At 40.5% G+C, this 21,440-nt stretch carries 25 protein-coding genes; 6 read left to right on the top strand and 19 right to left on the bottom strand.

Annotated features, from left to right (window positions below; translation table 11 throughout):
* Nucleotides 1-121: 121 nt before the first annotated feature.
* Nucleotides 122-1,747: an ABC-F family ATP-binding cassette domain-containing protein gene (locus tag ACLOAU_RS22380; RefSeq protein WP_427864135.1), complete on the bottom strand. Its 1,626-nt coding sequence runs from the start codon at nucleotides 1,745-1,747 to the stop codon at nucleotides 122-124.
* A 250-nt stretch (nucleotides 1,748-1,997) separates the two neighbouring features.
* Here ACLOAU_RS22380 and ACLOAU_RS22375 point away from each other — a divergent pair, with 250 nt between their 5' ends.
* Together ACLOAU_RS22375 and ACLOAU_RS22370 are read left to right on the top strand one after the other, a co-directional pair.
* The gene (locus ACLOAU_RS22375; RefSeq protein WP_427864134.1) at nucleotides 1,998-2,765 is read left to right on the top strand and encodes a hypothetical protein; all 768 of its coding nucleotides are present in this window, start codon (nucleotides 1,998-2,000) and stop codon (nucleotides 2,763-2,765) included.
* A 58-nt stretch (nucleotides 2,766-2,823) separates the two neighbouring features.
* A complete protein-coding gene (locus ACLOAU_RS22370) occupies nucleotides 2,824-3,432 on the top strand; it encodes a hypothetical protein (protein ID WP_427864133.1) in 609 nt (202 codons plus the stop codon).
* A gap of 16 nt (nucleotides 3,433-3,448) precedes the next feature.
* Here the strand turns inward: ACLOAU_RS22370 and ACLOAU_RS22365 are convergent, their stop codons facing one another.
* Nucleotides 3,449-3,754: a hypothetical protein gene (locus tag ACLOAU_RS22365; protein ID WP_427864132.1), complete on the bottom strand. Its 306-nt coding sequence runs from the start codon at nucleotides 3,752-3,754 to the stop codon at nucleotides 3,449-3,451.
* A 73-nt stretch (nucleotides 3,755-3,827) separates the two neighbouring features.
* A complete protein-coding gene (locus tag ACLOAU_RS22360) occupies nucleotides 3,828-4,019 on the bottom strand; it encodes a hypothetical protein (RefSeq protein ID WP_427864131.1) in 192 nt (63 codons plus the stop codon).
* 194 nt (nucleotides 4,020-4,213) lie between these two features.
* Between ACLOAU_RS22360 and ACLOAU_RS22355 the strand changes: the two genes are divergently transcribed.
* Nucleotides 4,214-4,747: a hypothetical protein gene (locus tag ACLOAU_RS22355; protein ID WP_427864130.1), complete on the top strand. Its 534-nt coding sequence runs from the start codon at nucleotides 4,214-4,216 to the stop codon at nucleotides 4,745-4,747.
* An 8-nt stretch (nucleotides 4,748-4,755) separates the two neighbouring features.
* Here the strand turns inward: ACLOAU_RS22355 and ACLOAU_RS22350 are convergent, their stop codons facing one another.
* The 3 genes from ACLOAU_RS22350 to ACLOAU_RS22340 form a co-directional block, all read right to left on the bottom strand.
* Nucleotides 4,756-5,319, bottom strand: coding sequence for a CPBP family intramembrane glutamic endopeptidase (locus ACLOAU_RS22350; RefSeq protein ID WP_427864129.1), 564 nt, complete (start codon nucleotides 5,317-5,319; stop codon nucleotides 4,756-4,758).
* A gap of 63 nt (nucleotides 5,320-5,382) precedes the next feature.
* Nucleotides 5,383-5,547, bottom strand: a complete 165-nt coding sequence (locus ACLOAU_RS22345; RefSeq protein ID WP_427864128.1) for a hypothetical protein — start codon at nucleotides 5,545-5,547, stop codon at nucleotides 5,383-5,385.
* Nucleotides 5,548-6,003: 456 nt separating this feature from the next.
* Nucleotides 6,004-7,068: a hypothetical protein gene (locus ACLOAU_RS22340; RefSeq protein ID WP_427864127.1), complete on the bottom strand. Its 1,065-nt coding sequence runs from the start codon at nucleotides 7,066-7,068 to the stop codon at nucleotides 6,004-6,006.
* A gap of 374 nt (nucleotides 7,069-7,442) precedes the next feature.
* On the opposite strand from ACLOAU_RS22340, the gene ACLOAU_RS22335 reads away from it, so the two are divergent.
* Entirely contained in the window at nucleotides 7,443-8,066 is a 624-nt protein-coding gene (locus ACLOAU_RS22335; protein WP_427864126.1) for a TetR/AcrR family transcriptional regulator, read from the top strand.
* Between the two features lie 62 nt (nucleotides 8,067-8,128).
* Here the strand turns inward: ACLOAU_RS22335 and bla are convergent, their stop codons facing one another.
* The 6 genes from bla to ACLOAU_RS22305 form a co-directional block, all read right to left on the bottom strand.
* Nucleotides 8,129-9,043 carry a class A beta-lactamase, subclass A2 gene (bla, locus tag ACLOAU_RS22330; RefSeq protein WP_427864125.1) on the bottom strand — a complete coding sequence of 305 codons (915 nt, stop codon included), beginning with the start codon at nucleotides 9,041-9,043 and terminating at the stop codon, nucleotides 8,129-8,131.
* Between the two features lie 23 nt (nucleotides 9,044-9,066).
* Complete coding sequence (locus tag ACLOAU_RS22325; protein WP_427864124.1) at nucleotides 9,067-9,723, bottom strand: YidH family protein; 657 nt, start codon at nucleotides 9,721-9,723, stop codon at nucleotides 9,067-9,069.
* Nucleotides 9,724-9,941: 218 nt separating this feature from the next.
* Nucleotides 9,942-10,859, bottom strand: a complete 918-nt coding sequence (locus ACLOAU_RS22320; protein WP_427864123.1) for an alpha/beta hydrolase — start codon at nucleotides 10,857-10,859, stop codon at nucleotides 9,942-9,944.
* 41 nt (nucleotides 10,860-10,900) lie between these two features.
* Complete coding sequence (locus tag ACLOAU_RS22315) at nucleotides 10,901-11,506, bottom strand: hypothetical protein (protein ID WP_427864122.1); 606 nt, start codon at nucleotides 11,504-11,506, stop codon at nucleotides 10,901-10,903.
* Between the two features lie 123 nt (nucleotides 11,507-11,629).
* Nucleotides 11,630-12,829: a S41 family peptidase gene (locus ACLOAU_RS22310; RefSeq protein WP_427864121.1), complete on the bottom strand. Its 1,200-nt coding sequence runs from the start codon at nucleotides 12,827-12,829 to the stop codon at nucleotides 11,630-11,632.
* 232 nt (nucleotides 12,830-13,061) lie between these two features.
* Nucleotides 13,062-13,982, bottom strand: a complete 921-nt coding sequence (locus ACLOAU_RS22305) for a ClpXP adapter SpxH family protein (protein ID WP_427864120.1) — start codon at nucleotides 13,980-13,982, stop codon at nucleotides 13,062-13,064.
* A 161-nt stretch (nucleotides 13,983-14,143) separates the two neighbouring features.
* Here ACLOAU_RS22305 and ACLOAU_RS22300 point away from each other — a divergent pair, with 161 nt between their 5' ends.
* Complete coding sequence (locus ACLOAU_RS22300) at nucleotides 14,144-14,455, top strand: winged helix-turn-helix transcriptional regulator (RefSeq protein WP_427864119.1); 312 nt, start codon at nucleotides 14,144-14,146, stop codon at nucleotides 14,453-14,455.
* 31 nt (nucleotides 14,456-14,486) lie between these two features.
* Here ACLOAU_RS22300 and ACLOAU_RS22295 read toward each other — a convergent pair whose 3' ends face one another.
* The 7 genes from ACLOAU_RS22295 to ACLOAU_RS22265 all read right to left on the bottom strand — a co-directional run bounded on the left by ACLOAU_RS22295 (nucleotide 14,487) and on the right by ACLOAU_RS22265 (nucleotide 19,273).
* Nucleotides 14,487-15,005, bottom strand: coding sequence for a hypothetical protein (locus tag ACLOAU_RS22295; RefSeq protein ID WP_427864118.1), 519 nt, complete (start codon nucleotides 15,003-15,005; stop codon nucleotides 14,487-14,489).
* A gap of 47 nt (nucleotides 15,006-15,052) precedes the next feature.
* The gene (locus ACLOAU_RS22290) at nucleotides 15,053-15,406 is read right to left on the bottom strand and encodes a response regulator transcription factor (RefSeq protein ID WP_427864117.1); all 354 of its coding nucleotides are present in this window, start codon (nucleotides 15,404-15,406) and stop codon (nucleotides 15,053-15,055) included.
* 1 nt (nucleotide 15,407) lies between these two features.
* Nucleotides 15,408-16,907, bottom strand: coding sequence for a PAS domain S-box protein (locus ACLOAU_RS22285; protein WP_427864116.1), 1,500 nt, complete (start codon nucleotides 16,905-16,907; stop codon nucleotides 15,408-15,410).
* 551 nt (nucleotides 16,908-17,458) lie between these two features.
* Nucleotides 17,459-17,653 carry a hypothetical protein gene (locus tag ACLOAU_RS22280; RefSeq protein ID WP_427864115.1) on the bottom strand — a complete coding sequence of 65 codons (195 nt, stop codon included), beginning with the start codon at nucleotides 17,651-17,653 and terminating at the stop codon, nucleotides 17,459-17,461.
* Nucleotides 17,654-17,865: 212 nt separating this feature from the next.
* Nucleotides 17,866-18,624 carry a DUF72 domain-containing protein gene (locus tag ACLOAU_RS22275; RefSeq protein ID WP_427864114.1) on the bottom strand — a complete coding sequence of 253 codons (759 nt, stop codon included), beginning with the start codon at nucleotides 18,622-18,624 and terminating at the stop codon, nucleotides 17,866-17,868.
* Between the two features lie 27 nt (nucleotides 18,625-18,651).
* A complete protein-coding gene (locus ACLOAU_RS22270) occupies nucleotides 18,652-19,008 on the bottom strand; it encodes a mechanosensitive ion channel domain-containing protein (RefSeq protein WP_427864311.1) in 357 nt (118 codons plus the stop codon).
* A gap of 25 nt (nucleotides 19,009-19,033) precedes the next feature.
* A complete protein-coding gene (locus tag ACLOAU_RS22265) occupies nucleotides 19,034-19,273 on the bottom strand; it encodes a mechanosensitive ion channel family protein (protein ID WP_427864113.1) in 240 nt (79 codons plus the stop codon).
* A gap of 304 nt (nucleotides 19,274-19,577) precedes the next feature.
* Here ACLOAU_RS22265 and ACLOAU_RS22260 point away from each other — a divergent pair, with 304 nt between their 5' ends.
* On the top strand, nucleotides 19,578-21,422 hold the full coding sequence (locus ACLOAU_RS22260) for a chloride channel protein (protein ID WP_427864112.1): 1,845 nt from the start codon (nucleotides 19,578-19,580) through the stop codon (nucleotides 21,420-21,422).
* Nucleotides 21,423-21,440: the final 18 nt, after the last annotated feature.

Genomic DNA, 21,440 nt, shown 5'->3' with positions numbered 1-21,440 from the left:
AACGAAAAAATCAACGCATAGCCGAATGAAAGTAGCAAAAACCAACGTTCGGGGTATAGAATTGTGATGAGCGGTAGGTATAAAGAAAGAGGCGGGATAAACCCGCCTCTGCTATAATTTGTTATTTATACATTTCTTCTCTTAATGCTTTCACCCTGTCATCTGCAAGGTATTCATCAAAGGTCATTAGCCGGTCAATAATACCTTTGGGCGTTAACTCAATGATCCTGTTGGCGACTGTTTGCATGAAAGTATGGTCATGGCTGGTCAACAATACCACACCGCTGTAAGCCGTACACTGTTCGTTGAAGCTCTGAATACTTTCCAGGTCAAGGTGGTTAGTAGGTTGGTCTAATACAATCACATTCGGATTCTGCAGCATCATTTTACTGAGCATACATCTTACTTTCTCCCCTCCACTTAACACATTCGTTTTCTTCATTACGTCCTCACCACTAAAAAGCATTTTACCTAAAAAGCCGCGTAAGAATGGTTCATCCACATCTGTTACATGCGGAGGTACGTACTGACGCAACCAATCCATCAGGCTTAAACCTTCCGTAAAAAACTTACTGTTTTCGATCGGCAGATAAGCTGAAGTTACTGTTGTTCCCCACTCGTAAGAACCCGAATCAGCTTTCGCTTCACCGTTTACGATTTCGAAGAATTGTGTTACGGCAAGAGGATCCTTTGAAATCAACGCGATCTTATCTCCTTTGTTAACGCTAAAAGTTACATCATTAAATAACACACGATCTTCCGTAGCCGCTTTTAACTTCTCTACGTTTAATATCTGGTTACCTACCTCGCGCAAAGGCTGGAAAATGATACCCGGATATTTACGGTAGCTCGGCTCAATCTCTTCAAAATTCAACTTCTCGAGAGCCTTTTTACGGCTGGTAGCCTGTTTACTTTTAGAAGCATTGGCACTGAATCGCGCAATAAAGTCAATAAGGTCTTTACGCTTTTCTTCCATCTTCTTATTCTTATCTGCTACCTGGCGCGCCATCAATTGCGAGCTCTCATACCAGAAAGAATAGTTACCTGTAAATACTTTGATCTTCTGCCTGTCTACATCGGCTACGTGTGTACATACCGCATCTAAAAAGTGACGGTCGTGGCTCACTACCAATACAATATTTTCATAATCGGCGAGGAAATTCTCTAACCAACCAATGGTTTCAATATCGAGACCGTTGGTAGGCTCATCCAACAACAGAATATCGGGGTTACCAAATAGGGACTGCGCCAATAGCACCCTTACCTTCATATTAGAAGGAATATCCTTCATCAGCATCTGGTGCATTTCATCAGTTACACCCAGGCCATTTAAAAATGAAGCCGCATCACTCTCACTTTCATACCCTCCCATTTCCCCATACTCAGCTTCCAGTTCTGAAGCTTTCATGTAATCATCTTCTGTAGCATCCGGGTTCGCATAAATAGCATCCCTTTTTTGAACGGTATCCCACATTTTCTTATGTCCCATCAGCACCGTATTCAAAACGGTTTGCTCATCAAATTCAAACTGGTTTTGCTTCAATACGGCCATGCGTTCACCTGGCGTAATGCTTATAGTTCCTTTATTAGGCTCAATTTCACCGCTTAAAATTTTTAAAAAGGTAGATTTACCTGCCCCGTTAGCCCCAATCACACCATAACAATTACCTTTGGTAAAGTTTAGGTTTACATCTTCAAACAACACACGCTTACCGTAAGCGAGCTTCAGATCTTTAACACTTATCATTACTTGACAATTTTTAAGGCTGCAAAGGTAACCTAAAGTTGGAAGGATTAAAAGTTTATCCTGCGAAAAACTTAATGGCACTTAGTATAGCCGCGATGGTGTCTTAAAATTCTCAAAGCTTAACCAACACCGCTTTTTATTTAAACCTATAATACTTATTATCAATATTTTACGAAAAAACATTTTATAAAATATTTTAAAACTCCAATCAGAATGGTTAGTAGACATTTATATTTGCAATAACACAGCTATGAAATTAATCTTATCCCTGCTTTTTTTATCTTTTGTGCAGTTGTCTTTTTCTCAGTCGGTTGACCTTGCCACCGAACGATCAATCATCAGCGAAACACTTTGCCAGTACTTAAACACGAATCCTAATTCGGCCGCGAGTTTCTTAAAGGCTAATAAGGGCTACCAATTAATGAGCGAATCTTTTAAAATGGCTCTTGCTTTTGAGCCAGACTCGGCCAAGCAAAAAGATATTTATAAGGAAATGTCTGACTTTGACCGTTATGTTGATTCGATTACGCTGCAACTTCAACACAAAAAAATAATGGTTCAACTGACCGACACGTTATATGCCTACCGGTATGTTGCAGGAAGCCGTAATTTAAAAACCGAAAAAGACTGGCACGATAACTATACTTACCTGCTGAATGATTTTCAGAAGAACAACCTGCATCGTTTTGACACAATCGTAGGAGAATCTTATATAGACCTGATAAAGCAGCAGATCCATTATAAAGGGGAAAGCGTACCACTGGAATTATCTTCCTTTAACCTGGCTCACTATCAATATCAAAAAAAAGCAGCAGATTGTGAACAGAGTGAATTCTGTATGCAAGCGGACAAAGTCTACCGTGCTGTATTCAATGCGGATGGCACGAAAGGTTGTTACCTGTTCTCTTTTTTATGTGGGGAGAATAAAATTTGCCGGAGTTTCATTTTTATTAAAAAAGAAAACGGCCGATGGATTTATGTAGCCGAATACCCTTCGTGGATCATTGACGAAGCCTGATGACCTGCGTACAAGGCTCGCCGGGCAAAACTAACTGTAATAAAATACAACGAACTGTATGACAAAGTTAATAATACTACTAACTGTGCTGATACTGCTGGCGTTCATCATGCTCGTTTTTCTTATTGCTGCCATTATCAGAAAAAGTAAAGGCCCGCTCATCGTTTCTTTGGTTGCTTTTTTTGCATTGCTTGGAACAGGATACTATACACTTTCCTATACCGTAGACAAGGGAACAGCGGTAACGGTTAAGCTGGCGAAAAAGATTATCGATCCTTTCTTCCCTCCTTTCGACAGCGACCAACCCGATACAGAAGCTAACCAGAAAAACTTCAGGCATTTTTTGCAGGTAGCTATCACGGCTGATGTGAAAAACATCTATTGCTTTGATGATGCCATCGGACAAGATACAGACTACATGTTCTCCTTTAACTGCGACACTGCCACGGCGACCGCCATTATCAAAAAACTGGACTTAAGTAAAGACAGTTTGCCCGGAGATAATCCTGAAAGTATGCAGCACGACTTCGACTGGTGGGATAAAAAAAGAATTAATGAATTAACCGGTTACTCCTGGCAAAGCAACACACAGGGCAAAAATCTCCATAAGCGGTTTTGGTACGACACCATTGATCAAAAAGCCTATTTCTTTCAGTATAGCTTGTAGTATTCTTCTCACACGATCAGGTAAACTGAAAAATAAAATATCGTTTACCACAATGTTTGCAAGCAAAGCCAGCTACTTCCCTTAAGCTTTCCGGGCATCCATAAATCCGGAAATCGAGTTGCCGGGTTTTCATTTTCGGCTCTTTATCCCAATGTACATCCTGCTCGCTTATCTTATATAGTTCTTCTTTATCCGAAGGATAGCCCATAAATTCAGCAATATCATTACAGCATAACGGCCGGTCTACGCCCTGCAGAAAAATCGGAACATCAGGCGTTCTCCTGTTCTTGCTGATCAATTCTTCCACCAATATTAATTTCATCTCTTCGGTCAACTGATCCCGAGGTTTATATATTTTTTAATGGTGTCCGTGTACTCATTTTCACTGGCATGTCTTAACTTCTTAGAGCCAATACAGGTTGCGCAGACAGCATAAATATCGTCATCCGTGGCACCATCATCCAGGGTGAGCACTCCTGGTAACTATGAAGATCTACGTCTGTAGCTCCACATATATGACACTCATCATAATACGCATCCAGCTTTTCTAAAGCCTGTTCTGCTATCAATTCAAATATTTCTCCCATGGCCAGTTATTGAACAGCTTTCTCCAGTTGTTGCTCTTTCAAATATATTAAAACAAACTGCCGGATGTACTGTATTCCCGTATCTGGCAAGAATCAAACTGAGCTTCGCTATTTAAGAGATGGTATTAAAAGGCTCGTGTTTATTGACTCGGCTAACCTAAAATCTATTATTTTTGTGTTTATAGCTATTTATTATGAAAAAAAACTTGCTGTTGCCTATACTTTTCCTGTTATTTCTTGGCCTATCCTGTGGTAGTAAGAAAGATGCTTTTGACACATCTAATTTTTATTTCAAAGTAAAAATTGATAACCAGTGGAAAAATTTGCATGATGACATGGGTGCTTTTCTGCGAACAGAATGGGATGGCAGAACAAATCCGAATGTAGCATTTGGAGGTGGGAATGCGTCTGGCAAAGAATACATGCTCTTTAATTTCAATATAGATATAACAAGATTTGGCACGGACAGTTTGCCGACAACTCCAAAAATGGAATATAATTTCAGGTACTTTGAATACCGTATTAACGATAAAATAGTAATTAGTACGCCGCAAAGCGGGTGGAGCGACCCGGTTGGAAAATTTTCCATGAATGAATTTAAAGTTATTGATACCACCGGGAAATTTGCGGGCTATTTCAAAGGCAATATGTCTTATGTTAATGAACAAGGCAAAACAGTCACTATTACTGAGGGACAGTTCAATTTCCCGAGGAACGATCTGAAATAACTTCAGGCTTACAGATTTGTATTTAAAAAATTTTGATCAAGGCGGCTAAACAATAACGTTTGCTTATTTACGGATAGTTTATGCCCATTTCTCTTTTTGTACATTATAGTTAGTACAATAGCCAATGCTATAGTTATGCCCCTGTATATATTAAACGAAGCTGTTCCCAATGCATTCTCACTAACAGCAAATAAATGCCATGAAAGATTCATCATTGTATGCATGAAAACAGGTATCCACAAATTGTAGTTCCATTCTACAAATAACCAGGCAAACAGTACCGACCCCATAAAGGTTGTCAGAAATACGCCTAATAGCACACCCGGATCCTGGCTTTGATACAAATGCCCCATAGCAAAAATAACTGAGCATAAAATAATCGCAGGCAAAAAGCCTAACCTTGTTTTGCGGAATAATTGACCGAAAAGAAAACCTCTGAAATATAATTCTTCAAAAAGGCCAGCAAAAATTGTCTTTGCAATCAGGTTGGGAATACTGATATCTGCCGCCAATTTTGATTGTAACAATCCTCCCACAAACATCGGCAAGGAAAATACTGTACCAGCGATCAATCCGGTTAAAATATTCGACTGTAAACCCGGGTATTTTAGAAAATTGAGTTCCCGGTTTACCAGTCAGGTAGCAACAAAAGCAGGTATCCCAATCAATATATAAGTCAGGAAATAACTGCCCAGTTTATATTGAACCAATCGGTCAATATAAAGCATGATAGTTTCAAAATAACAAAAACCCCAATAATAAAGCGCAAATCCGAATACTATTAAAATGCCGTTCTTCATTGATTAAATTTAATAGTATTTATCGATACTTACCAGCGCGAACGATCCCGGATGCCGCCATTTTTTGTGAGCGATCATCTTCGGAACAACGCATGACCCGCCCTTACTTAACCAGTTTAAAACCCGGCTTCCATCAGCACCTGATAGTACCGGCTCTTATCTCGTCAGGCTGATTTGGGTAGCAACGGCCTCAAAAGTGTCATAGTCGGCAACGGCTTGTATATTATCGCGAAAGAAATAGCATCCCTTCATCCAAGGCCCCTATATGTATTATGTGACCTTACATTTGTGACCGCGACGGATCTGTTTTAAATTGCTTAAAAGTACGATCGAAACAAAAAAACAAAATCCTAACGGGGTTCAACAGCTGCATTTACAATTCGCCACATCCATTTTATAATTCGCAGTTATCTTTTTAAAATTGCCGGCAGGGACAGGCGTTCCTGTTTACGGGTACTAAAACCTGATTTTGTTTAATTGAACTGTATACACTTCTTTACTATTATACTCATCGTAAAGTATTTCAATAGTTTCAGGGGAAACAAACCTTATTTTTTTGTCGCAACCAGTAATGCAACTTTCGATATAAATAGGAAAGTACAACTGCTTCTGTTTATCGAAACCCAGGATATTTCCCCTGAAATAAGACAGGATTTTAAAATGCTCATTCTCTATAGAATCAGTAACGCTGGCGTGCGCTGCAGTAAGTTTAAAAATATCTTCTTTATAATACGTGCTATATACGGGTTCTGAAACACCCGAATGTCCGTTTGCCAAATGATTGTCTTCCTGATTATCCTCGTTCCATTTTTGCTCGTAGTTAATGAAATGACGGGCATCTTTCTCTACCTGTGTTGCCGGTCGGTACACCCATTTGCTTTTATTGGCGTACTCAAAGAGTATCGATTTCAAACCCGGTTTTTTGTCCAACAAGGGAACAGGATGAAAATCACCATCTATGCACTCATAACAACGAATAGATGATACACCTTCGTACATCAAAGTATAATGCTCCAGGCTGTTTACATCAAGGAGAATAAAATTGATGGTCTTCTCAGTAATGGCCTGACCTTTAAATGTTTCCCTGGCCGTAAGCAGCAGGTAATAATTATTACCTACCTTCTTTTGCTGAATGCTGGCGGAATCTATCTGGGTATAAACAAACTCATTTTTAAGTAAAGTATCTGCTTTTACGACCCTTTCATCCAGGTACTTGGTTGCTACAATATAGTTAGCATCTCCAATAAGAAAAAAAGGATCATGTTCTGATTGTTCAGAAGCTGCAATCCCTATTACTTCGCCCCCTATTGTATTAAAACTGTAAAGTGCGGGAAGCGCATCCTGCAATTCATTAGCTTCATTGCTGTTGCTTTCAGAAGGCGCCTCCGTTAAAACAGTATCCTCTTTAACCGTTTCCGGCATTCCCTTTTTCTGGTCTTTGCAACCAGCTATCAGCACGATCCCTGCAAAAAGTATTATAGACTGAATTAAACGACACGAAAAAAAAATAGCCTGTTTCATTTAACTGATCACTTCGTTGAAATCTATAAGGTTAAAGCCGGGTCATTTTTTATAAAATCATAAAACATAGCAGCATGACCCACGCCTGCAATTCCCATCAAATTCACAACGGTTCCCTCCGGCAAAAAACAATTGTAAACACACACGAGGCAGAGTAAAAGAGTGATCCTTTTAATTTTCATCCGATTATTCATTAAATATTTTGACTGTTGCGCACAACCGTTTACCTACCAGTTGAACCAGCGACTATATTAAAACATGCCAAAACCCAAACAGTAAATTCTGATGCTACAAATTTACAATAACTCACTAATTAGTGATGGGTAAAAGTTAATTAACTTTAAAAAAGTATTTGATTTTCGAATTATATTTTTATGAAAAGAAAAATTGTTGAGGGACCGATAAGAAGTAAAGAAAAAAGTAAGCAGAAGCTATTGAATGCTGTGGGAAAACTGTTAAAAACAAAGGGATATAACGCTTTGAAAGTAAATGACATAGCGCTTACTGCCGGCCTGGATAAAAAACTGATCTATAATTATTTTGGAGGCACGGATCAATTAATTGATGAATATATTCGCTCTCACGATTTTTGGAGTAATATAATTGAAGTGCCATCCGAAATTACCGACGGTGGAGAAGCTCTTACTAAAGAGATGCTTATATCACAATTTGATTATATGTTTAAGAATAAAGAATTTCAAAGAATTATTTTATGGCGTCTTTCAGAAAGCAGGAAATCGCTTAAAAAGCTAACCGACAAACAGGAAGAAAATGGTGAACGTTTGTTCGAAGCAATTGTGGATTCGCATTTTGGTAAAAATGCTGCCCGTTACCGTGCCATTACCGCATTATTAGTTTCCGGCCTTTATTATCTCAATATGTTTCAGGCTGTAAATGGCAGCATATTTTGCGGTTTGGATATGAAAACCGAAGAAGGGAGAAATGAGGTAAAGGAAGCCATCAATTTTTTGATTGAACAGAGCTACCGGAATTTATAATTTTCGTAAATTAAGATATTTCCATTGGTCCTGCTATTGCGCATTACTTTATAAAAGAAAGTTTACTTAGCGTTACGATTAAAATAATCCCAGGCAGCTGTTGTTATATCTGCAATGATCTTTTCTGTGGCAGCCCTCTCCTCCCTGATATTTTTCAGATAAACCGAAAGTATAAAATATTGCCCGTTAGCTAGCTTTACAATACCTACATCATTGAGGGCAGCCCTTAGATGATCGCTATTAATATCTGAAATACCTGTCCTATGTGCCAATTCGGTTCCGGCTGGCAATCCGGCCTTCATCCAGGTTAATCCTCTTGAAGTCTCCACCATTATTTGATACAGGTAACGGGTTGTATGTTGTTTCAGTACATTGCCTTTGTAAAATTTTTCCAGCAATTTAGTTGTGGCCAAGGCGCTGGTCGTATTCACATAAAGATTTTCCCAGGTGCTCATCTGTTGCTCGTTCATTTTAATAGTAAAAGGCCTGATGCCTTGTTTATTAATAAACCGCTGAACGGTTTTTGTTCCGCCTATAATATTCAGTAACAGATCACAACCATTATTATCGCTATGAGAAACCGTGTATCTTAATAGCTGATCGAGGGTGAGGTACATATTACCATCAGGATATTCATCCCGAATAGGACTCCAGGTACCAGGATACAAATCTCCTTTTTTAATAAAAAAGAGCTGGTTTAACTGAAGCTTTCCCTGATCAACCTTGTTTAACACTGCCAGGGCGATATGAAACTTAAACACGCTCATCATCGGCATTAATACATTACCATTGACACTTAAAGTATCACTGCTTTCCACACCTTTTATGGAAACTGCCACTGTTGCATTCTTCGAAGCGATAATCTGAGACACCCTGTTTCTGAGATCGTTGGTGGACTGACCATTAAGCGCTATGCTGATAAAACCGGGAACAACCAACAATAAGGTTTTACTTCGTGACAACATTTGTCTGTTCATTTTTTACTAATGCCCGGGCAATACTATCTACTGCCAGCAAAACTTTTAATTTGATTGTTATAATCATCCATCCTCCGGCTTTGAGCAATAATGAACTGCAATTGTTCTGGATCATTCTGATCGGCCTTTAGACCCGCTGTAAATATATTCAGCTCATTATAAGTAGTCCAGCTTTTAGATGGATCTTTCTCCTGTATCGCTGCTTCCAGGTTTTTGATTAGCTGATCATACTGTTGTTTTGATTCCCGGCTAAAAGACGATGGAAAAACGACAGTGCCTGCTGCTATTGCTACGGCATTGGCCGATGCAGGCGGCTCCTGCAATAGGCTGGCCGTTGATGCCTCTTTGCTTCTTCCTGCATCCATTGCATATACGCCTCCTATTATTAATAGTGCCAGTACCCCGACTATTAAAATCCATTGTACCGGCTTACGACTGCTGCTTATCCACCGGAAAAAGCTCCAGCCAGCTAACAGCGCTCCTAACACCACCATACTTACGGCAAGGCCTGTCGGCCCAAATGCCTTATATACAGGCAACAATATGCGGGGCACATCATAACTAAGATGTGGTGTAAAATAAGTGAGCCCTTTACCAGCTATGCCCGCACCTACCAATGCGATCGCTATGTTTTTAACGCTTGCAAGGAAGGCCTGGCTCTTATTAGTTTCTACAGTCATTTTAATATTTAATAATAATAAAAATAGCTACTGTCAAATTCATCTTATAAAACTATTTACAATACGGTTTGAAGATTTACATTCCGCCTTTACTTCATTCGACGAAGCAAAAATCCGGTATCAGTTTATTGTATCGAACCGATAAGAAACCAGCTTACTATTGATTTCATCTGCATTACTGTTCCTCGTTATATTGGCAATCATCAAAAGCCAATATACTACCTACGGAGCATTTGCTCCATAAACTGTAAAAAAGCCCCTTGTTGATCTGCAAACAAATAATGGGAGCAATTGCCGATCAATTGAAAATTATTTTTGCCTACTATGTTTTTTAAATTTGAAAGTTGCGCAACAGAGAATATTCCATCATCCTGTCCATATACCGCGTAAATAGGGATACCCTTTTTACGTATGGTTTTTAATACCGGTTGATTATCCACGTTATTTGCCGCTTCATTTTTATAAAACTTTACAGGAGACTCATGGTTCTTTACATTTGTTGTATAAAATATGCTTTTTTCAAAGGCCTCCCTCAGGCTTTTACTGTTCTCTGTTGGATTTGGCATATTGAAAAAATTCATCTTACCGGCAATTTCATAGCAGCGTTTCCGGTAGTCAGCTGTATTCCTACCTAATTGTTCTATAGCTGCTATTTCAGCCATCTTAGTTGTATCATTTTTAAAATAAGTTTTAGCTGATTTCAAAATATGATCATAGGTTTCCTGTTGCGAAAACAAAGCGCCCGCTAAAATAAAAGCATTGACCTTATCAGGGTACTGCTGTACAAAAAGTGTTGCAATAATACCTCCAAAACTGTGAGCAAGGATTATCGCCTTCTTTAAGTGATACTTATTATATATGCCCAACAGATCCACGAAGCTTTCCTTGAAAGTCATAGTAGCCGCTTCATCCTTGGAACGCCCCTCTCCGCGGCGATCGTATGCAATTACATAAAATCCCCGATCGGCCAGAACCTGGGCCGTAGTTCCTTCAAAAAGATTGGAGTTACCAGCCGGACCGCCATGTATAAATATGATGGCCGGGTTTTGTGAGCTACCATAGTCTTTTGAATAAATAGTCTGTGCATTCACAGAACCATAGAGCAGCATCAATAGCGCTGCAGTAAAAAATCTCATTGGGGCAGGAATTATTTTTAAAAATTCAGTATGTATCTAATTTAATAGACTTCACTCTCTAATCTATAAGGTCTGAAAATATCCGCAGTACAATTTCCCTGGGTTTCGGTTTTACTGATAAGAAATTCAAAAGCCGGTTCCAGCCCGCTTAAGGTAACTTTATCTCCTTGCTGGTTGGTTATTTCTGATGACTGCAAAATTTGCCCACCCAAAACTTCTACGCGGTACCAGCCATTCTGTAATTCAATCCGGGGTAGCTGATGGTTTTGGACATATTGGATCTTTTCTGCAACACGCTCATCGGTAAAGTTGTTTAAGATCCACCAGGTATATAACATGATACTGCCGCTTTCTACCTTCAATATATAACCTTCCTGGCGAAGCTGTAATTGATTTCCAGGCTGCAATAGCTCGGGTATTGTCGACAAATTAAATATAATGGTATAGGGATAGTTGGCAACATCTGACAATGGAATCATGATCCCATCGAATACCACCTGGTCGCCTGTTTCCTGAGTCGTAAATTCCGTTGCCAGGTTGTCGGGTAATTGATGTGCTTTCTTATAATTATTCAGGGCCACCAGATCGCCTAGTAAAAAGTAAGATAGCGTATCGTTTAAAACTTCGGTAAACTTATAAATGTTCATTGCCATTCTTATGCTAATGTAAGATACCGGAATTGCGCCATTCCCTTATACCATACAACTTCTTTTTCACCAACCATGTTGCTCCAGTACATAAGGCAGTGCGTCCTGGGTATGTTCTTATTATTACCGGACCTGTTTGGCTTTCAAAATCGTTTCTTCCATATTCCGGGTTAAAGTACCCGGAACAAAATTTTCCCGAGGTGTTCCGTTTACATGATATAATCTTTCGGTGGGTAACTGGAAGCCTATCCCTGTTTCCGTCATCCGGAACCCTGAAACGGCTCCTAACAGACCAGCCATTGGCGTACCTATAATGTCAGCTCTTTTCATGCCGTCAAAACCAATCGCTATTCCCTCTCCCATACTCCCCGTCCACCTGCTTACTAAAACATACACTTTTCCTGAGAAAACTTTTTTGCGGGGTGTTACATACTCTACCCAATGCCTTTTAGTTTGGTACGCTTTTTCATCAAATTCATGAACCTGGTAAGGCAATGATGTAGTTATAAACCGTCCCATAATAGCACGAGCTACCGTTGAATTTCCACCACCGGGCGTCTCTGTCAAATCAATAACCAGGCTCTTCAATAAAAGCAGGCTATCCAGCGCACTGTCAAACGCCGCAATCAGGTCATTATTTCCAAGAGAATTATTGATACGAATATACCCTGTATTTTTATTTATCTTTTTACTAAAAAGTAGTTCGGGGCTGTTCCCGTAATTCAATGGGTGGAACGTTTTTAATCGCCCGCTATCTTTAACAGTAATAGCTCGCAGTGTATCATGTGTACCGGCGAATAGCATGTCCAGTGCATATTGGTACATGTTTGAGTCCCATTGTGCTGTATAACTGGGCAAAAACTGCTTCAATTGTTTATCAATAGGTTTATCGTTAAATGCAGTCACTTCCATTCCAATCTTCAACCCGCACAGATCAGCGCCAAACCCCTTCCTTAGGTCGGTAATTAAATATTTGTTTCCCAATTGCTCTACACGCAGATCTAATCCAGAAGGCACTAACCGGTTGGAGCCAGGCAGGTTAGTGCTTAACGAGACATGACCATTATGTAGCTCATTCAAAACCCCTTCCATCAAACGTATATACCCGGCTTTGTCAGAAACCTGGTTCACCAATGGTGTGTATATCTCTTTTACCTTACTCCAATCAATTTTTTGCTGATCCAGGTAAGCATAATGTTGGTTGATATCAGTCCAAAATTCCTGGAAGTCTTTTTGATATGGGGTTTGGGCTGATAGCTTGTAACTCATAAAAACAGCATTCGCTGCAAACACAATAAGCAGCACGAGTGATTTTATTTTCATATCCTTTTAAATAGCTTTCAATTTTCAATTTTTAGTGCATAATCAAACTGTAGTGGCTACTATGCACTGCCCATTTTCAATGTAACGAAATACACCTGTTATTTAGTCATTCACTCCCCGAATAATACGATCCAGGCCTAAACTCTGGATTGTTATAATAAAAGTAAGTTGCCCTGGATGATGCCAGGCAAAATACCATCAATTCACCATATGGTGATATTTACTTGCCTCTTTAATGTTCCTTCAAAGTCCACAACGAACCATTCTTTGTAACCAGCTTCTTCAGTTTTCCGCTATTGGTCAGCTCTTCGAGCAAGTTTTCAGCTTCAGTGCGGGCAATTTGTGTCAATTCCGAAAACTCCCTTGCCGTAAGAGATGGATAAGTAGCAAACAGCACTGTCCAGTCTTTATTATACGATTTAGGAGACAAGTCTGGCTGCAACTGCTGAATAGCTTCCTCGTAAGCACTATAGGGCTTTGACCCATACACTACCTTCTTTTTTCCTGCTGCATCAATAAAAAACATGGTAGGAAAGCCTCTCACGCCCCATTCGCGGGCCAGCTTCAGGTCTTCTTCGAAAAGTATTTTAGCGTCCCCCTCATAATCCTTTTTTAGTTGGGTGGTATCCAATCCCACTTTTTGTGCCGCCAGGCCCAGGTTTTCCCAACGGGTAATATTTTTCTTCTGTAAAAAAACCATTTCCCTGATCATGCGCAGGAAATCAATGGCCTTATGATGATCCTGCATCTGAGCGGCTTTAAAAGCGATAGATGGCGGATAAGAAGACGGCAAAGGATCTTCCAGCCACACTTCACCATCGATGGGCATATCATAATAAACGCTTACTTCATCCCAGTGATGCGCCACATCAGAGGGCTTGCTGATCCCTCCACTATTGTAACTCCAGTCGGGTAATAAACCGCCCATACGATAATCAATTTCTATGTTGTCTCCATATTCGAGCTTCAGCTTTCTTAATTGGGGCTCTATGCCCCAACAGGAAGAACAGATAGGATCAGTAAAATAGATTAACTTTATCGGTTTTTCTATGGTAGAAACAGCACCTATGCCACCCGATATTTGTGTGCTGCCAGGTATTTCGCAAATGCCTGTTTCCGGATCGCATAATAGCGGATTGTTTTGTTGTTGCATAGTTTTTTCTTTTTGAGAGCGACATTGCATATTGCCGGATGCCAGTAAAATAATTAAAAGTAAATAAGCCGGTTTCATTATTCTTAATGCCCTGTGCAATTTTTTATAAATTTGCACAAAGTTGCCTGTTATCAACCGGGTGTACAATAAGTCAGATTTTTATGACTACTCAAATGGCTATGGAAGAGAAAGAAACCTGTCCGGCACAGGCCCTGTTAAAAATGCTTTCGGGTAAATGGAAACCCGAAATATTTCGCCTGGCGATGGATCATCCCCTGCGCTTTAGCAGCCTGCTTCGTGATATACCCGGCGCCAATAAGCAAAGTCTTGCTGTTGCGCTCAAAGAGTTAGAGGAGATTGGTTTATTAGAAAAAACCACTATCAAAATAAAGCCGCTACATATTGAATATTATCTCACCGAGAGAGGCCGTTCATTTATCCCTGTATTGCAGCAATTAGAACATTTAGGTTAAGGCTGGTAACGAAGCCAGCTCAGTCCTTAGCTTACTTTTCTATTTTTTTCAGGGCATCCTGGTATTTTTTCTGAACACCTCCATCGGCCTCCTTTAAACTTAAGGCTTCTATTGCTGAAATCAGTTTTTCATTATCTGCTGTTTTAAGTTTTAGTATTTCAGCTAATGCGAAAGCGCTGGACCAACGGACTACAGTACCTGAATGGGTGGCGTTAACGAGCAAACGATCAATGGCTCGGGATAAGCCTGTTGGGAATAATTTTGCAATATTGCCAATTACCCGTGCGCTTTCCCATTTAATGCGGGGTTCATCTTCCTGTAAAGTGGCAGTCATAAAATCAAGCAAACCTTGGTCTGCAATACCCGGCTTTTTGCGGGTGGCATATTCCAAGGCCTCTATACATGCTGCTTTATCCGACGCATTCTGTGTTTCACTAAAAGCCAGCAACTCATGTACCGGCAAAGCACCAGACAATACCCAATCGCCTACCTGCGCCATTTTAGATTTGGCTTTGATGGCTTTATCTTTAAATAATGTGGTTAAGTTCATCCGTCGTCTTGCGATACAGTTACAGTATTGGCTATGGTGCCATTTCTTTATAGATAGCTTTCAACAACCGTTTTAAAATCGCCGATATTAAAGGGTTTGGCTATAAAGGAATCTGCACCGGAGTCTTTCTGCCATTCGTTTTCATGTGCCGACATCAACACAACAGGCACATGGCTGGTTGAAGGATTATTTTTTATATGCCTGCACAAATCTATCCCATTTCCATCCGGCAACATAATATCCAGCACAATAACATTGGGCAGGTTCTTACTCATTTCAGTATTGAGTGCACCGGCAGTAGCACACATTTTCAACTCATAGGAGTCTTCAGTTAAGATAAAACCGATCAACTCACGGATATCATTGTTATCTTCTACAATTAAAATTTCCTTTTTTTTCATTTTATAAGCTTGCGGTATATTGTTGGTTGCTGGATTGCCTGGGTAATAAAAAACTAAAAACAGACCCCTTTCCCAGTGCGCTTTCAACAGCTATAGAGCCGCCATGGCGCTCAATAATTTCTTTGGTGATATATAAACCCATTCCCAATCCAGGTATGCTATATCCCGGTTCAACTGCCCTGAAAAACTGGCTAAACAGTTTATGCTGTACCGCATCATCAATCCCAATGCCCTCATCTTTTATCTTTACTTCAACTGCATCTGCCCTACCGTCTATGGTTATATCAATGCTTCCGCCCTCGGGTGAATACTTTATTGCGTTACTAACAAGATTATCTACCACCTGCTCAATCCTCAAACGATCAGCCTGCAATTCAAGTGATCCGCTACAATTTAATCTAAAGGGATGGGTACTACTTGTTGCGTATAATTCAAGACAATCTTCTACAAGCAATTTCATGTCAAAGGATTCAAAATGCATGCCCAATTTCCCAGCTTGTAGTTTAGAGAAATCCACCAGGTCATTAATAAGCATTGCCAGCTTCTCTACCTGCCTGATGCTGCGCTCCACGAAAAGCCTGCCTTTATCTTCGGCCCCGGTATGTATTTGAAGTAGTTGCAAAAACCCTTTCAACGAAGTGATCGGTGTTTTCAGCTCATGGGTAGTCATGGCAATAAATTCATCTTTTTTATCGCTTAAGGTTTTTACCTGCCGGTACAATTGCTCTAATTCCTCATGAGCGGCAACTTTTTCAGATATATCCCTGGCAATTTTGGAAGCGCCGATAATTGTTTTTTCCTCATTCAGGATCGGAGAAACCGTGAGCGAAATGGGTATAAAATCACCATTTTTGGTAACCCTGATGGTTTCGAAATGAGAAATGCTATGGCCTTTTTTAATTTCGCCGATAATGTAATCTTCTTCGTCAAGGCGCTCGCGAGGAATGATAAAAGATATATGTCGGCCTAACGCTTCGGCCTCGGTGTAGCCAAACATGCGGGCAGCTGCATTATTCCAACTGGTGATTATTCCTTCAAGGGTTTTACTTACAATAGCATCGTCAGAATTATTAACAATAGCCGCCAGCATTCCCTGCTTTTCAGCAGCTTCCTTCTGGCGACTGATATCCCGGGCTATTTTTGAAGCGCCTATGACAACGCCTTTACTATTTTTAATAGGTGAGATGGCTAACGACAGGGAAATTTCCTGTCCCGACTTGGCCCTTCGGATGGTTTGAAAGTGCTGAATTTTCCTTCCCTGCCTTATTTCGTTAATTATAAAACTTTCTTCATGCAGGCGATCCGCCGGAATGATCAATGAAATATGCTGCCCCACTGCCTCCGATTCATGATATCCGAAAAGAGCAGCTGCTGCATGATTCCAGCTGGTAATTTTGCCTTCGAGGGTTTTGCTGATAATAGCATCTTCCGAATAATCAACTATTGCAGCTAATAGCGCTTGCCGCTCTTCTGCAACCCACAAAGGCATCGATTCATTCATCGGGTAAAACTAATTAAAAAAACAATTGATACCAGCTATTATGACTGATTTACAATCAGCTATCCAACATTTTGTAATTTGACACTACTGTCAGAACGACGAACCTCCTTTTGCGGGACACTTTGTTTAATTGATGACTTTTTAGTGAAATGCCAGCCCCGCCTTAATAATTCCATACTTTTTTCCTGATTGAAACTCCGTATGTAATAGTAAATTCTATTCCCATAAAATGCTTTCACAGCAAACGAGGGCCTATGTAGATAGTGATAAAGAGATCATAAATGAAATCTATTGCAATTTTCATTCCTAATAATCTCTTGCAACAGATATACCTCTAACTTACAATAAAAATCTCACTATTGCATGTATGATGCTATCCCAGCGATAACAAAGCTATCGCCACTTTCCTGCTAAACGGTCATGATACCTATCAGTTTTTTTTACAGGTGGTGTTTTCGAAGTAGGCACCCATTTAAAAAAAAACCTCATGTAGAAACACGAGGTGTATGCGAAAACTATTAAGAAAAACTAGCCAAAATGGTCATTATCGATTATCCTTTAAGAAAGAGGTTCTTGTCGTACTTATCTTTTAAAGAATTATGAGTGAATTGCCGGAGGTAGGCTCTCATTTTGTCGCCGGGAAAACCGATAGCTCCTGAGTCATCGAGACTTTTTCCTGCAACCCAATTGCGCGGACCGAGCTCGGGCTGCACTATTTCTTTTTTATGATGCCTGTTATTTTTCATATCCAAATTTCATATAACAAAAAACAGCAACTATAATGCCTCCTGGCACGCAATGGCCCCTATAATAAAAAATGACCTGACTTTAAGCATTTTAAAAGAAAAGTTGCAAGGCCATGCATATGGGGTTTAGTAGAAAATATGCTACAACCTCTTGTTTTTGTGGAACAGCTTACTCTTGTTCCTAAACAGCAGGTGGTTATTAACTAAAGACGTCACCCTCTATTTCTTTCCCTGATTGATGCTCTCAAGGCCTGCGCATTACCTAAGGCGTCGCCTATTGTGTTATTGAAGTAGATAAATACCGATTTACCTGAATGCATCCAGTCCATCACGTATCCTGCATATTCATGTAATAATCCGGGGTCGTAACTGCCTTTGTAATCACCCCCGGGACCATGAAAGCGCAGGTAAACCTGATCTGCTTCGAGATCGGGCTGTGGCGATTCACTTCCCCATTTATCGTGGTAAACCATGGATGCATGATGTTGATTGAGCAGTTCATAAGTTTCGTCCTTGTACCAACAGGGGCTTCTGAACTCAACGGCTACCGGCCACACACCATGGTTTAATTCTTGTATATCGGAAAGCAGAGTTCCAACTTTTTTGATGAAACCACATTTAACAGACGCCGGAAACTGGACTAATAAACATCCGGCTTTTTCTTTTGCCGGAGCAATCACTTCAAAGTATTTTACCAGGTCAGCATTATTAAAATCAAGCCGGAGACTATGAGTTATTTGCTTCCATAATTTAAATGTAAAACGAAATTCGTCACCTACTGATTCACTCCATTGGGCAATAGTAGCGGGGCGCGGCAACTTATAAAAAACGGAATTTACTTCGAGTGAATTAAAAATAGTGCTATACACACTCAAGCGGCTTAACCCCCTTAATGCTTCGGGGTAAGCCAGTTGATTTTTATAAGGCAATACAATTCCACTGGTTCCTATATATAGTTTTTCTACGTTCATTATTTGCTGCCAACGTATATTCAAAGCCTATGCCATACCTGGCAACTTGAGGCCCGAACTCTTTAGCCTTTGCAACAACATTTCCTGGAATCTTATTTTAGTATCTACAAAACCATGTGCATTGATCCAGAGATTGAGCATCACTTTGCACCCGTCTGCCTCCAGCGACGAAATACCAACCCTGCGGGGTGGGTCTTCCAGGATATTCCCGGCATCGGCTATCGCCTGGTCAATAACGCTTTTTACCTGTTCATAATCGATAGCATTTCCAAACTTCATTTCTATATCCAGTTGCCTGTTACCCGAACCACTGAGGTTGATGATCACTTCGTTCGACAGTTTACTGTTGGGCACTACTACCATCCGGTTATCATAAGTAGTAATGATGGTGTAGATAATCCTGATCTCGTTAACGGTGTCCTCCTGCGACGCCTAAGGATGTGATCAATGCAGCAAATAGCGTCATTGCAATTCCTGCTATCTGTATAAAGGCCAATAATAACAATACCTTCAATAACACTATGATCAGGCTGCGCATAAAAGGTTTTAACGAGCGGTCGATCTTTTTACGCTGCATGACCCTGCCAAGGTAATTGGAGAAAATCCTGATCAGCCATAAGCCAATTAACAAAACAACTATAGCCAACACAATCGCAGTTCCTCTACTAACCACCCATGTTGATACCTTATCTAGCCATTCTTCTGTTTTTATCGCGGCCTGCTTATTAAGCTGTTAGGCAGGACACAGCGTAAAAAGAAAAGCGTGTAAACAATTAGTATTAATACCATAGCAGACCGAAGGCTTCTATGCTGCTACATAGTGAGCAACACGCACGCCATCAGCACCGGTAGGCAGCGACTGCTTACAACTTATCCCTGATGAAGAAATATTCTTTTTTTATGCTGGGGCACTCTTTAATACCTTTGACGCATTGGTGATCAAAAAAAGGACCGTGCGCAAAAGTTATTTAAGAAAATATCATAGCTTTTTAAAATTCAAAAGAGACTTTACAAGATACAGCCTCCGCAAAGTAAGAAGCTACGAAGTAATACTATTCTGGCTTAAGAGCCGTATGAACCGTACCCAGTTCCTTATTCTTTCAGGGATGCTGGTAGGTTGTACAGCAGGCCTCGCGGGTGTTGCATTAAAGTCGCTGGTTCATTATATTCACTATTTTATCAGTCATAAAATACATTTCGAATACCAGGTACTTTTTTATATCATTTTTCCATTTCTGGGCATCGTGCTCACCACAGCCATTGTGCTCACTTTTTTTAAAGGGCAGGACCGCAAAGGGATCGGCGCTATTCTTTACGAGATCGCTCAGAACTCCAGTATCGTATCATCTGTAAAAATGTATTCACAAATGGTGCAAAGTGCCGTTACCGTTGGGCTTGGCGGATCAGCGGGCCTGGAAAGCCCTATTGCCGTTACCGGGTCGGCAATAGGCTCGAATTTTGCACAAACCTATAAACTTAATTATAAGGAAAGAACGTTGCTTCTTGCCGCAGGAGCAACAGCCGGTATTGCCTCAGCCTTCAATGCACCCATTGCAGGCATTATGTTCGCTTTTGAGATTTTATTAACGGGTGTTGTATTTTCGGATTTCGTGCCCCTGGTAGTAGCAGCCATTTGCGGAAGCCTCGTTTCTAAAGTGCTGCTACAGGAAGATGTACTTTTTCGCTTTCATACCCGCGAACCTTTCAACTATCATAACACACCTTTTTACCTGGCGCTGGGTTTGCTTACAGCTCTTTATGCCCGTTATTTTGTTGTGGTGGCCCAGAAAGTAGAGCACTTTATTGCCCGGCTTCATTTATCAAAAATAAGAAGAGCGATGCTGGGAGGAACTGTACTATCTATCCTTTGCGTAGCTTTACCTCCCCTTTTCGGTGAAGGATATGATGCTATCAAATCATTTACCAACGGCCATGTTGATTTTGTCATTCATAACAGCTTCTTCAGGTATTTCGAGCTCAAAGACTGGACGGTTGTTATCTTCCTTGCATTGATCTGTTTACTAAAGGCATTTGCTACGCCCATCACCATTTTTAGCGGGGGTAATGGAGGTAACTTTGCGCCATCGCTTTTTGCCGGCGGCACATTGGGCTATCTTTTTGCACAGGTTTGCAAACTGATTGGTTTAAGCGAGGTGCCCGAAACCAACCTGGTGTTAGCCGGCATGGCCGGTGTTATGAGTGGCGCCTTATACGCTCCGCTTACTGCCATCTTCCTGATCGCCGAATCGAGTTTCGGTTACGACCTGTTTATTCCTTTGATGATCGTTTCTGTAATTTCATACCTGGTCGCCAAAAGATTCTCACCTATTTCCCCCGATCTGAAAAAACTCGCCGACGAAGGAAAGATCTTTACCCGCGAACATGATAAAAACCTGATCACCAGGCTGCAGGTAGCTGATGTGATGGATGCTAATCCACAGATCATTTCTTTAAATGCTACTGTTAATCAATTATTAAGTATGGTAAAAACAGGCAGTAAAAATGTATTTGCCATTGTTGATGACAAGCAAAAATTTACCGGGATGTTGACACTGGATGACCTGAAACCGGTTATATTCTCAAAAGATCCCGAATCGTACAGTATTGCCAACATCATGAAAGAACCGCCGGCCCTGATACAGGAAGGAGAAGACATGGTTGAAGTGGTACAGAAGTTTGACCAAACAGATGCCTGGCATCTGCCGGTATTAGATCATGACGGGAAATTTATTGGCTTCATTTCCAAACCTACTATTCTGATCCAATATCGTAAGCAACTGCAAACCTATTCGGATTAATGAACAGGTATCAAATGG

Origin of the sequence: Paraniabella aurantiaca (assembly GCF_050309965.1) — a bacterium.
Classification (GTDB): Bacteria; Bacteroidota; Bacteroidia; order Chitinophagales; family Chitinophagaceae; genus Niabella.
The sequence above is the reverse complement of the archived record's forward strand: the minus strand, read 5'-3'. Positions and strand labels throughout refer to the sequence as shown.